This is a genomic window from Klebsiella sp. 64, from assembly GCF_018223915.1.
In the GTDB taxonomy this organism is placed as follows: Bacteria; Pseudomonadota; Gammaproteobacteria; order Enterobacterales; family Enterobacteriaceae; genus Klebsiella; species Klebsiella pneumoniae.
Genome location: NZ_JAGRQZ010000034.1, coordinates 17,730 through 30,218, shown reverse-complemented (window position 1 = coordinate 30,218; position 12,489 = coordinate 17,730). Strand labels below are relative to the sequence as shown.

11 protein-coding genes and 1 pseudogene are annotated in these 12,489 nt (G+C 59.5%); 8 read left to right on the top strand and 4 right to left on the bottom strand.

All coding sequences use genetic code 11. From position 1 onward, the window contains the following. Position 1: 1 nt before the first annotated feature. The 4 genes from KHQ23_RS20775 to KHQ23_RS20760 all read left to right on the top strand — a co-directional run bounded on the left by KHQ23_RS20775 (position 2) and on the right by KHQ23_RS20760 (position 4,475). Positions 2-1,546, top strand: coding sequence for a sugar ABC transporter ATP-binding protein (locus tag KHQ23_RS20775; RefSeq protein WP_047694474.1), 1,545 nt, complete (start codon positions 2-4; stop codon positions 1,544-1,546). A gap of 17 nt (positions 1,547-1,563) precedes the next feature. Beyond that, positions 1,564-2,631 (top strand): ABC transporter permease, encoded by a 1,068-nt coding sequence (locus KHQ23_RS20770; RefSeq protein ID WP_002893591.1) that lies wholly within the window; start codon positions 1,564-1,566, stop codon positions 2,629-2,631. 60 nt (positions 2,632-2,691) lie between these two features. Next, positions 2,692-3,489, top strand: coding sequence for an SDR family oxidoreductase (locus tag KHQ23_RS20765; RefSeq protein WP_002893589.1), 798 nt, complete (start codon positions 2,692-2,694; stop codon positions 3,487-3,489). A gap of 200 nt (positions 3,490-3,689) precedes the next feature. Next, entirely contained in the window at positions 3,690-4,475 is a 786-nt protein-coding gene (locus KHQ23_RS20760) for an SDR family oxidoreductase (RefSeq protein ID WP_004151668.1), read from the top strand. Positions 4,476-4,527: 52 nt separating this feature from the next. On the opposite strand, the gene KHQ23_RS20755 is transcribed toward KHQ23_RS20760, so the two are convergent. Continuing rightward, positions 4,528-5,133: a glutathione S-transferase gene (locus KHQ23_RS20755; protein ID WP_004223546.1), complete on the bottom strand. Its 606-nt coding sequence runs from the start codon at positions 5,131-5,133 to the stop codon at positions 4,528-4,530. A 254-nt stretch (positions 5,134-5,387) separates the two neighbouring features. Between KHQ23_RS20755 and KHQ23_RS20750 the strand changes: the two genes are divergently transcribed. Beyond that, positions 5,388-6,281 carry a LysR substrate-binding domain-containing protein gene (locus KHQ23_RS20750; RefSeq protein WP_004142467.1) on the top strand — a complete coding sequence of 298 codons (894 nt, stop codon included), beginning with the start codon at positions 5,388-5,390 and terminating at the stop codon, positions 6,279-6,281. On the opposite strand, the gene KHQ23_RS20745 is transcribed toward KHQ23_RS20750, so the two are convergent. Further along, positions 6,278-7,006, bottom strand: a complete 729-nt coding sequence (locus KHQ23_RS20745; protein ID WP_323053354.1) for a mechanosensitive ion channel domain-containing protein — start codon at positions 7,004-7,006, stop codon at positions 6,278-6,280. The two genes, KHQ23_RS20750 and KHQ23_RS20745, sit on opposite strands and share 4 nt — an antisense overlap. A 107-nt stretch (positions 7,007-7,113) precedes the next feature. Further along, positions 7,114-7,534 (bottom strand): annotated as a pseudogene (locus KHQ23_RS26395) (hypothetical protein). Positions 7,535-7,758: 224 nt separating this feature from the next. Here KHQ23_RS26395 and ivy point away from each other — a divergent pair. Then, positions 7,759-8,205: an Ivy family C-type lysozyme inhibitor gene (gene ivy / locus KHQ23_RS20740; protein WP_004178946.1), complete on the top strand. Its 447-nt coding sequence runs from the start codon at positions 7,759-7,761 to the stop codon at positions 8,203-8,205. 45 nt (positions 8,206-8,250) lie between these two features. Here ivy and betT read toward each other — a convergent pair whose 3' ends face one another. Next, on the bottom strand, positions 8,251-10,284 hold the full coding sequence (betT, locus tag KHQ23_RS20735; RefSeq protein ID WP_032434171.1) for a choline BCCT transporter BetT: 2,034 nt from the start codon (positions 10,282-10,284) through the stop codon (positions 8,251-8,253). Between the two features lie 128 nt (positions 10,285-10,412). Between betT and betI the strand changes: the two genes are divergently transcribed. Further along, positions 10,413-11,000, top strand: a complete 588-nt coding sequence (gene betI / locus KHQ23_RS20730; protein WP_004151671.1) for a transcriptional regulator BetI — start codon at positions 10,413-10,415, stop codon at positions 10,998-11,000. Positions 11,001-11,013: 13 nt separating this feature from the next. Next, positions 11,014-12,486, top strand: a complete 1,473-nt coding sequence (betB, locus tag KHQ23_RS20725; protein ID WP_004191424.1) for a betaine-aldehyde dehydrogenase — start codon at positions 11,014-11,016, stop codon at positions 12,484-12,486. Positions 12,487-12,489 lie beyond the last annotated feature (3 nt).

Genomic DNA, 12,489 nt, shown 5'->3' with positions numbered 1-12,489 from the left:
TATGGCGCCGCACGATCTCGTCGCTCCCCAGCCCGTTGAGTCCGAAGTGATTATCGAAACCCGCGGCCTGTCGCGCGTCTATCCCGGCGTAACCGCCCTGGATAATGTCAATTACCGGGTCTATCGAAATAAGGTCAACGTGCTAATCGGAGAAAATGGTGCGGGTAAATCCACCATGATGAAAATGCTTGCCGGTGTGGAAACGCCCTCCTCCGGGCAAATTATCCTCGATGGTGAAGCAGTTTCATTACAGTCGACGCATCAGGCAGAAAAACTGGGCATCAGTATTATTTTTCAGGAACTGAATTTATTTCCCAATATGAATGTGATGGACAACATCTTCATGGCGAATGAATTCTTTCAGAAAGGACGCATTAACGAAAAATACCAGTACGCGCTGGCCAAATCGCTGCTGGAACGGCTGGAGCTGGATGTCGATCCTTACGCTCCGCTGGGTGAACTCGGTATCGGCCACCAGCAGTTAGTCGAGATTGCCCGCGCCCTGTCGAAAGACACCCGCGTGCTGATCATGGACGAGCCCACCTCGGCGCTGAGCCAGTCTGAGGTCAAAGTGCTGTTCAAGGTGATCGCGCAGCTTAAGCGGCGCGGCGTGACCATCATCTATATCTCGCATCGCCTCGAAGAGCTGATGGAGATTGGCGACAACATCACCATTTTCCGCGACGGTCGCTTTATCAGCGAGCGTCACGTCAGCGACGCCAGCGTACCGTGGATCATCGAGCAGATGGTCGGTGATAAGAAAAAACACTTTGATTATCAACCGGCGCCAAAAGGCGACGCAGTGCTTGACGTCAAAGGGCTGACCGCGCTGCATCCCAGCGGCGGTTACAAGCTCAATGACGTCACCTTCACCCTCAGCAAAGGCGAAGTGATCGGTATTTACGGCCTGCTGGGCGCCGGGCGCACCGAGCTGTTTAAAGGCCTGGTCGGCTTGATGCCCTGCCAGCGCGGCGAGGTGCATCTTAACGGCGAAAGCATCGGCAAATCTCGCTTTCAACAGCGCCTGAAAAAGGGGCTGGCGCTGGTGCCGGAGGACCGTCAGGGCGAAGGCGTGGTGCAGATGATGTCGATTCAGGCCAACATGACGCTCTCTGATTTCAGCCTGCAGGGGTTCCGCCGCGCCTGGCGCTGGTTGAACCCGCAAAAAGAAGAGACCTGCGTGAAAGAGATGATCCAGCAGCTGGCGATGAAGGTCAGCGACGCCACATTGCCCATCACCTCGCTGAGCGGCGGCAATCAACAAAAAGTGGTGCTGGGTAAAGCGCTGATGACCCAGCCGCAGGTGGTGTTCCTCGACGAACCGACGCGCGGCATCGACGTCGGCGCGAAAACCGACGTCTATCACCTGATCGGCAAAATGGCTCAGCAGGGGCTGGCGGTGATGTTCTCATCTTCGGAACTGGATGAGGTGATGGCCCTGGCCGACCGCATCCTGGTGATGGCCGATGGCCGCATTACCGCCGATTTACCGCGCCATGCGGTGACCCGCGAACAGTTAATCGCGGCTTCAACACCTCAAGATTAATCAGGCTGGAATCCATCATGAACCAGAAATATATGATTTATATGTACCTGCTGAAGGCCCGCACCTTTATCGCCCTCCTGCTGGTGATCGCGTTCTTCAGCGTGATGGTACCCAACTTCCTGACCGCCTCTAACCTGCTGATCATGACCCAGCACGTGGCGATCACCGGCCTGCTGGCCATCGGCATGACGCTGGTCATTCTCACCGGCGGCATTGATTTGTCCGTCGGCGCGGTGGCGGGGATCTGCGGCATGGTCGCGGGCGCGCTGCTGACCAACGGCCTGCCGCTGTGGAACGGCGATATCCTCTTCTTTAATGTCCCGGAGGTGATCCTCTGCGTGGCGATCTTCGGTGTGCTGGTCGGTCTGGTCAACGGCGCGGTGATCACCCGCTTCGGCGTGGCGCCGTTTATCTGCACCTTAGGCATGATGTATGTCGCCCGCGGCTCCGCGCTGCTGTTTAACGACGGGAGCACCTACCCGAATCTCAACGGCATGGAAGCGCTGGGCAACACCGGTTTCGCCACCCTCGGATCCGGCACCCTGCTCGGCGTCTATCTGCCGATCTGGCTGATGATCGGCTTCCTCGTGCTGGGCTACTGGCTGACCACTAAAACGCCGCTTGGCCGCTACATCTACGCCATCGGCGGCAATGAGTCTGCCGCCCGTCTCGCCGGCGTGCCGATCGTGAAAGCGAAAATATTCGTCTATGCCTTCTCCGGCCTGTGCGCGGCGTTTGTCGGCCTGATCGTCGCATCACAGCTGCAAACCGCGCACCCGATGACCGGCAACATGTTTGAGATGGACGCCATCGGCGCCACCGTGCTCGGCGGTACCGCGCTGGCCGGCGGCCGCGGCCGGGTGACCGGGTCAATTATCGGCGCCTTCGTCATCGTCTTCCTTGCCGACGGCATGGTGATGATGGGCGTCAGCGACTTCTGGCAGATGGTGATTAAAGGCGTGGTGATTGTCACCGCTGTGGTCGTCGACCAGTTCCAGCAGAAGCTGCAGAGCAAGGTCATCCTGATGCGCCGCCACGAGGAAAAACTGGCCGCCATCCCCCCCAACGGCGCCACCTCCAGCTAACCGGCAACGATTCACATCTTCCGCCGGGCCTGGTGCCCGGCTCAGCGAAAGGGAAAAAATATGCAACGAGATTTCCAGAACAAAACGGTGGTGATCACCGGCGCCTGCCGCGGCATCGGCGCAGGCATTGCCGAGCGCTTTGCCCGCGACGGCGCGAATCTGGTGATGGTCTCCAACGCCGAGCGCGTTCACGAGACCGCCGAAACCCTGCGTCAGCGCTATCAGGCGGATATTTTATCGCTGCAGGTCGATGTCACCGATGAAGCCCAGGTTCAGGGGCTATATGAGCAGGCCGCCGCGCGCTTCGGCACCATCGACGTCTCCATTCAGAACGCCGGGGTGATCACCATCGATTACTACGACCGGATGCCAAAAGCCGATTTCGAAAAAGTGCTGGCGGTCAACACCACCGGCGTGTGGCTGTGCTGCCGCGAGGCGGCCAAATATATGGTGAAACAGAATCACGGCAGCCTGATCAACACCTCTTCCGGCCAGGGGCGACAGGGGTTTATCTACACGCCGCACTACGCCGCCAGCAAAATGGGCGTGATCGGCATTACCCAAAGCCTGGCGCACGAGCTGGCACCGTGGAATATCACCGTCAACGCCTTCTGCCCCGGCATCATTGAGAGCGAGATGTGGGATTACAACGACCGCGTGTGGGGCGAAATTCTCAGCACCGAGCAGAAGCGCTACGGCAAGGGCGAACTGATGGCGGAATGGGTCGAAGGGATCCCAATGAAACGCGCCGGTAAGCCGGAAGACGTGGCCGGGCTGGTGGCCTTCCTCGCCTCCGACGACGCGCGCTATCTCACCGGGCAGACCATCAATATCGATGGCGGTTTGATTATGTCGTAATCCCCGCGGGTTAGCGGGCCCCATCGCCCGAATAAGGCGTCCCGAATTGGCGCTACCACTCCGGGACGGCCCCCCGGTGGCGCTACGCTTACCGGGGCTACGTAACACCGCCGAAAGGTAGCCCGGATAAGGCGCGGCGCACCACCATCCGGGAAGCCAGGCTCCCGACGTTCGACACTATATTGAAGAGAATAAACATTATGATCGGTAAAGACTTTGCACAACACCTATTTAGCCTGCGGGATCGCGTCGCCTTCGTCACCGGCGCCGGCAGCGGCATCGGACAGACCATCGCCTGCAGCCTCGCCAGCGCGGGTGCACGGGTAGTCTGTTTTGATCTTCGCGACGACGGCGGGCTGGCGGAAACGGTCAGCCATATTGAATCCATCGGCGGTCAGGCTTGCTCTTATAACGGCGATGTCCGCCAGATTGCCGACCTGCGCGCCGCCGTCGCGCTGGCCAAAAGCCGCTATGGCCGCCTCGATATCGCCGTTAACGCCGCCGGGATCGCCAACGCCAATCCGGCCCTGGAGATGGAGAGCGAGCAATGGCAGCGGGTGATCGATATCAATCTCACTGGCGTATGGAACTCCTGCAAAGCGGAAGCGGAACTGATGCTGGAGTCCGGCGGCGGGTCGATTATCAATATCGCCTCGATGTCGGGGATTATTGTTAACCGCGGCCTCGACCAGGCGCATTACAACTGCTCCAAAGCCGGCGTGATCCATCTGTCGAAAAGCCTGGCGATGGAGTGGGTGGGCAAAGGGATCCGCGTCAATTCCATCAGTCCGGGATATACCGCCACGCCGATGAATACCCGTCCGGAGATGGTGCACCAGACCCGCGAGTTTGAAAGCCAGACGCCGATGCAGCGGATGGCGAAGGTGGAAGAGATGGCCGGCCCGGCGCTGTTCCTCGCCAGCGACGCCGCCTCGTTCTGCACCGGCGTAGACCTGGTGGTCGACGGCGGGTTTGTCTGCTGGTGATCCTCTCCTGCTTCAGGGCGCCACGCTGCGGCGCCCCTCTCCACCCCTGCCGTTAACCCAGCGGATACTGTTGAAACGCCGGCAGCGCCTCCCCTTTCTCCGCCAGCGCGCGAATATGCGGAAACGCCGCGGCCGACACCACCGCCGGGATCATCAACTGGATAAAGGACCAGACCACCGTGCTGGTGACCATCACCTGATCCGGCTGCGCGGCGGCGGCGCGGTCTGCCAGCCGGGCGTCCCACTCCCGACAGGCGGCCAGCAGCTGGCCGGTCACCCGGGCTATCCACGGCTGATGCTGCTTCTCTTCCGGCCGCAGACGGTGCTCATAAACATGCTGGACCGCTTTTTCACAGGCGGCGAGGATCACCCCCAGCAGGTGCAGATCGCGGGCCAGCGCCTCGGGATGCACGGGAAGCAGCCGGCGCCCGGCCGGATTGGTCGTTTCGAAATAGTGGAGGATCAGCGTGGAGTCCATCAGCTGCGTCCCGTTATCGAGCACCACCGTCGGCGCCTTGACCACCGGATTAATGCGGGAAAATTCGTCAAAGCCGCTAAAGACCGATAGCGGCAGGCTCTCGAATTCCACGCCATAGAGCGCCAGAGAAACCGCCACGCGTCTTACATAAGGTGAATCCATCATACCAATGAGTTTCATCGTCACTCCTGCCTGCGATAAAGAGGTTGCGGCTTTACCTTACTGGAAAACCGATGCCGCGAATATCACCAGATACTTACCGCAACGGTTAGTAAAACTAACAGATTGGCGACTCGCTGTAGCCCTCCAGTCCCCCTTGTGCTATACCGACTGAGGCAGCATTTAGCCCCTTTTTCAGCCTGTTCGCGGCGGCTATAAAACCCGCTAACCCGGTAGTAACGTTAACGTATCGACTCACTGACTGAGAGATCACCATGGCAGATTTTCCCCCTGTCGCCAGCCTGCGCAGCTTTGAGGCGGTGGCGCGCCTCGGCAGCGTAACGCAGGCCGCCCACGAGATGAGCGTGACCCATTCGGCGGTCAGCCAGCACATCAAACAGCTGGAAGCCCTGGTCGGCGTCACGCTCTTTATCCGCCACGGCCGCGGAGTGCGCATCACGGAAGAAGGACGGCTCTATGCCCTGCAAATCCGCGAGGCGTTACAGCACATCGCCGACGCCACGCGCATGGTGCAGATCAAACCCCGCACCCTGGAAGTGACCCTGGCGACGCTCCCCTCCTTTGGCTGCCACTGGCTGCTGCCGCGGCTGGCGCGCTTTCAGGCGCGGCATCCGCAGATCGCGGTGCGCCTGCTGACCAGCCTGGCGGTGGTTAACCTGCAACAGGAGGGTATCGATCTGGCCATTCGCATGGGGCAAGGCGATTGGGAGGGAATGGAAAGTCGGCATCTGTTTGCCGATGAACAGCTGGTGGTCGCCGCCCCCGGCTATCGCGGCGGTAACCTGCCGACCACCCCGCAGGCGATCGCCGCCAGCGATATTATTTTTTCCATGGAGTCCTGGAACGCCTGGTGCAGCCAGGCGGGGCTGGAAAAGCCGATCGTCCCCGCGGGCCTGCGCCTGAACGACTCCAATCTGGTGCTGGAGGCGGTTCGTCTGGGGGCCGGCGTGGCACTGGAGCGGCGCTCCCTGGTGGCGGGGGCGATAGCCCGCGGCGAGCTGGTGCAGCTCACCGCCGTCACCGTCCCCTACCCCTGGCACTACTGGCTAACCGTCTCCCCGCAGGCGGAGAACCGGCCGGAAGTCGCCCGGTTCATCGCCTGGCTGGAGGAGGAGATCGCCCTCTGGCGCCAGCAGATCAGCGCTTAGCCTTCGGCCGACGGCGGCAGGCCCGTCCGGGCGGCGTGCTCCTGTGAGAGACGCCAGAAATCGTGCCCGGCGGGATACTGATAGAGGCGCAGGGAAAACTGTCCGGCCACCGCAGTAATGTACTCAAATATCGCCGACTGGGTGTTTTCGTAGTCTTTCCAAAGCGTTGAGGAGGTGAAGCAGTAAATCTCCAACGGAATGCCCGAGGGCGACGGTTTCAGCGTTCTCGCCACAATGTACATCTCCTTAATAATATCCGTCCGCTCGGCGAGATAGTGCATCAGATAGTGGCGAAACAGGGTCAGGTTGGTTAGCCCGTTATCGACAAACCAGCGGTCGGCCACGCCGCCGGGATCCCGGCCGTCAAGCAGCGTCGCCAGAGGCTCACTCACCCCGCGGATGGTCAGCATCGAGGAGAGCATCTCCTGGTCGAGAAAACGCACCGAGTGCTGATCGATGGCGATACTGCGCATGATCCGCCGCGCCCCGGAGGAGAACATCGCCTGCCAGTTGGTATAGGTCTCGGTGAGGAAATTCTTGGTCGGGATACGGGAGATGGTATTGTCCCAGTTGCGGATGGTAATGGTGTGCAGCGCGATATCCGTCACCTCACCGCTGAGGTTCTTGTCAGGCATTTCAATCCAGTCCCCCAGCTGGAGCACGTCGTTGGACGACAGCTGAACGTTCGCCACCAGCGACAGCAGAGTATGCTGGAACACGATCATCAGTACCGCCGCCACGGCCCCCAGGCTGGAGATAATAATGATCGGCGATTTGTTCGACATCACGGCGAGGATCATAATCGCCGCCAGGATGTGGACTAAGATTTTGCCTATCTGGATATAGCCCTTAATGGAATGATTTTTACGTTTGGTCTTTCGCAGATAGGAGCTGTTGACAATATCCAGCATCTCGTTGAAAAATACCGACATAAAAATAAAAAACAAGATCCCGCAGATAGTATTAATCGCCGTCACCAGCGATGCCGGCATCGCCGGCATAAACTGCAGAACGTAATAGACGATAATAACCGGAATGAAATTGGACAGCTTTTCGGCGATACGTCGATCCTTCTCCAGCGGCACATCCTGTTTGTGGCTACTAAAGAAGACCTTACGCACCACTTTAATCAGCAAGAACTTGCATAAAAGATGGGCAAATATGCCGGAGAGCAGCAGCAGAATAAGATTAAACCCCACCGCCAGCGCCGGATTACTCTCAATAAACGTCAGTAGATGATTCACATACGCCATGCTTTATCGCCTGAATAACTATGCCACTTCGCTAACTGCTTTATCCCAAGGGCATATATTTGGAAAATAAATCAATCCGCATCATGGCATATCGCTTAGCGTAACGTCCATGCGCGCACCGCCTCTAATCATTCACAGAAAATATGTCAGAGTTTGCATTAATCATTCTCTACGCTCACTATAAAGAGGCTTGTTATGAGGACGGAATAAGTCCAGGAGGAAACATGTTTAAAGCTCTTACCGCTATCGTCGCCTTAGCCGCCTCCGCCAGCGTTATGGCGCAAGGCGATGTCACGCTGAACAGTCTGGCTCACGATGCCGCCACCCGGGCGTCGTTTAACCAGATGGTCAAAGGCCATCAGCTGCCCGCCTGGGTGACCACCGGCGGCACCGGTTCGCCCGCGCAGACGGTGAAACTGGGTAGCGAATCCTGGCAGGTGTTAAGCGCCTGCAAACCCCACGACTGCGGCCATGAACGTATCGCGGTGATCTGGTCGGAAAAAAGCAAACAGATGTCCGGCGTTTACTCGGTGGTCGATGAAAAAACCGACCAGGAGAAGCTGACCTGGCTTAACGTCAGCGATGCCCTGTCCATCGATGGCAAAACCGTGCTGTTTGCCGCCCTCAGCGGCAGCCTCGACAACCACCCGGACGCCTTTAACTACCAGTAACGACCATCGCCCCCGTCAGCCTTTCCCCGACGGGGGCTTCCCTGATTAGCCATCCGGGAACATCACGCTGTTCCCCGGCGCTTCCCGATGCAGATGGATAAAGTTCAGGTGCCGCTCGTACTGGTCGAGAATATCGGTGATCACCTGCTCTTTGCTGTAGTCCATCAGGTCGTTACCCTGACTGCCCTCCAGCAGGAAGGTCTCCAGCCGGTAATAGGTGGATTTCCCGCTGCGCGCCCGATAGGTAAAGCCCGGCACCGAGTACTGCTGCGGCCAGATCTTGTAGATAAAGTTCTGCTCGTCGCCCATGTGCACCAGCAGATCGAGGTGGCCAAGGTTCTCGCCCTCTTCCGGCGGCAGGCTCTTCAATTCCACCGCCGCGCCGCGCAGCCGCAGCTCCTGCGCCACCTCCTCCATCGCCGGGTAGCACACCGTCTCCATCATCAGTTTGGTATAGCGCGTGCCCGGGTAATTCATCAGCCGCGACAGGCGCTTCTTCCAGCTCAGACGATCCTGGAGGCCCATCGGGCGCGGGGCGGTGTCGCGGCTGGCGCTGACCCGGCGGTAATCTTCCACTTTCAGAGATTTATACAGTCCGGCCATCACGAAGAAAATCACAAAGCTGAACGGCAGCCCCATGATCACCGTGGTGTTCTGCAGCGCCGAGATGCCGTTGGTCATCAGCATCCCGAGGGTCAACAGACCGATGGCCACCGACCAGAAGATGCGCAGCCAGTTCGGGGCGTCGCTGTTGATGTCCTTCAGCTTCGAGGTGAAGTTCCCCAGCACCAGCGCGCCGGAGTCGGCGGAGGTAACGTAAAACAGCAGACCGGTGATGGTCGCCACCGACGCGCTAAAGGTAAACGCCGGATACTGCGCCAGCAGGCTGTAGAAGCCGCGCTCCGGGTGGGCCATCGCCTCCTGGGCAAAGGCCGCGTCGCCGTGGATGATCTCATACAGCGCGCTGTTGCCGAACACCGACAGCCACAGCAGGGTAAAGGTGAAGGGAATAATCAGGGTGCCCATCACAAACTGGCGGATGGTGCGCCCGCGCGAAATGCGCGCCAGGAACAGGCCCACAAACGGCGACCAGGCCACCCACCACGCCCAGAAAAAGAGCGTCCAGTTGTTCATCCATTCCACTGGCCGGTCGAAGGCGAAGCTGTTCAGCGTCATGCCCATAAAGCGATTGACGTAGTCGCCGACGTTGAGCACTAACGCATTGAGCAGGAAGGAGGTATCCCCCATGAACAGCACGAACAGGATCAGCCCCAGCGCGAGGGCGACGTTCAGCTCGGAGAGCACGCGGATGCCCTTGTCCACCCCGGAGGTGACCGAGATGGTGGCGATGATCACCGACAGCGCAATCAGGGCCGCTTTCGCCGCCAGCGAGTCCGGAATATCGAACAGCACGCTCAGACCGTAGTTGAGCTGCACGACGCCGATACCGAGGGTGGTGGCGATGCCGAAGATGGTGCCGATCACCGCCGCAATATCGACGCTGTGGCCGATGGGCCCATTGATCCGTTTGCCAAAAATCGGGTACAGCGCCGAGCGGATGGTGAGCGGCAAATTATAACGATAGCTAAAGTATCCCAGCGCCATGCCCATCAGGGCATACATTGACCATCCGGTTAAGCCATAGTGAAACAGGGTCCAGACCATCGCCTGGCGCGCCGCCTCGATGGTCTGCCCCGCCCCTTCCGGCGGCTGCATATATTGCGTCACCGGCTCGGCGACCGAGAAGAACATCAGGTCGATGCCGATGCCGGCGGCGAACAGCATCGCCGCCCAGCTCAGCAGGCTGAACTCGGGCTTTGACTGCTCCGGCCCGAGCTTCACCGAGCCGAAGCGCGAGCAGGCAATGCAGACGACGAAGACGATATACAGCGTCGCCGCCAGCAGATAGTACCAGCCGAAGGTTTTCGACACCCAGTCCAGGCTGCGCCCAATCCACTCGGCAGAAAAATCGCGAAAAAAGATCGTCATCAGGGAAAACAACAAAATCAGTCCGGCCGAGGTATAAAAAACCACCGGATTGATTTTGTCCTTTTCTCTGCTTTGCGAAAGATCTGTCATCCAGTATCCCCACTGTTTTTGTAACTATTAAAATCCAAATCCGCAACAATTAAGACACATTTTATATTGAACGTCCAATCAAAAACCGCTTTAATAGTTAACCAACGCTGATGAATGGAGTGGCAAAAATGCCCAAACTGGGGATGCAGCCGATCCGGCGCAGGCAGCTGATCGACGCCACGCTGGACGCAATAAATGAAGTCGGAATGCACGACGCGACCATCGCGCAGATTGCCCGGCGGGCGGGCGTATCGACGGGGATCATCAGTCACTATTTCAAAGACAAAAATGGTCTGCTGGAGGCGACCATGCGCGACATCACCAGCCAGCTGCGCGACGCGGTGCTCAACCGTCTGCACGCTCTGCCGGACGGCAGCGCCAGCCAGCGCCTGCAGGCGATTGTCGGCGGCAACTTTGATGAGACGCAGATCAGCAGCGCGGCGATGAAGGCCTGGCTGGCCTTTTGGGCCAGCAGCATGCACCAGCCGATGCTTTATCGGTTACAGCAGGTCAGCAGCCGTCGCCTGCTGTCGAATCTGGTGTACGAATTCCGCCGCGAGCTGCCGCGCGAGCAGGCGCAGGAGGCCGGCTACGGGCTGGCGGCGCTGATAGACGGCCTGTGGCTGCGGGCGGCGCTCAGCGGCAAACCGCTGGATAAAACGCTGGCGCAGTCGCTGACCAGCCACTTTATTCGTCAGCATTTACCGAACCCATAACCGAGGAGGCGTTATGTCCCGAATGGCAGAACAGCAGCTTTATATTAATGGTGGTTATACATCTGCCACCAGCGGTCGCACCTTCGAGACCATCAACCCTGCCACTGGCGAGGTGCTGGCGACCGTTCAGGCTGCCGGACGCGAGGATGTCGACCGCGCCGTCGAGAGCGCACAGCGTGGGCAAAAAATCTGGGCGGCGATGACCGCCATGGAACGCTCGCGTATCCTGCGTCGCGCCGTCGACCTTCTGCGCCAGCGCAACGACGAGCTGGCGCGACTGGAGACGCTGGATACCGGGAAACCTCTCAGCGAAACCGCCGCCGTCGATATCGTCACCGGCGCCGACGTGCTGGAGTATTACGCCGGATTGATCCCGGCGCTGGAAGGCAGCCAGATCCCGCTGCGCGACAGTTCCTTCGTCTACACCCGTCGCGAACCGCTGGGGGTGGTAGCCGGGATCGGCGCGTGGAACTACCCGATCCAGATCGCCCTGTGGAAATCGGCGCCAGCGTTGGCCGCTGGCAATGCGATGATTTTCAAACCGAGCGAAGTCACCCCGCTGACCGCCCTCAAGCTGGCGGAAATTTACAGCGAAGCGGGCCTGCCGGACGGGGTGTTTAACGTCCTGCCAGGGATCGGCGCGGAAACCGGCCAGTATCTGACCGAGCATCCGGACATCGCCAAAATCTCCTTCACCGGCGGCGTCGCCAGCGGCAAAAAAGTGATGGCCAACTCGGCCGCTTCATCACTGAAAGAGGTCACCATGGAGCTGGGCGGCAAATCGCCGCTGATTATCGCCGACGATGCCGACCTCGACCTCGCCGCCGATATTGCCATGATGGCCAACTTTTACAGCTCCGGCCAGGTGTGCACCAACGGCACCCGGGTGTTTGTCCCGGCGAAACGGAAGGCGGAATTCGAGCACAAGATCCTCGAGCGGGTGGCCCGCATCCGCCCCGGCGATCTGTTTGCCGATGACACCAACTTCGGCCCGCTGGTCAGCTTCCCCCATCGCGACAACGTTCTGCGCTATATCGAGAGCGGCAAACGCGAAGGCGCGCGCCTGCTGTGCGGCGGCGAGGCGCTGAAAGGCGACGGTTTCGATAACGGCGCGTGGGTCGCCCCGACGGTGTTTACCGATTGCAGCGACGAGATGACCATCGTGCGCGAAGAGATCTTCGGCCCGGTGATGTCGATCCTCAGCTATGCCGACGAAGCGGAGGTCATTCGCCGCGCCAACGCCACCGAATACGGCCTCGCCGCCGGCGTGGTGACGCCCAACCTCAACCGCGCTCACCGAATTATCCACCAGCTGGAAGCCGGCATCTGCTGGATCAACAGCTGGGGGGAATCCCCGGCGGAAATGCCGGTTGGCGGCTACAAACACTCCGGCATTGGCCGCGAGAACGGCGTGATGACGCTGCAGAGTTACACCCAGGTGAAGTCCATCCAGGTTGAGATGGGTAAATTCCAGTCCATATTTTAACCG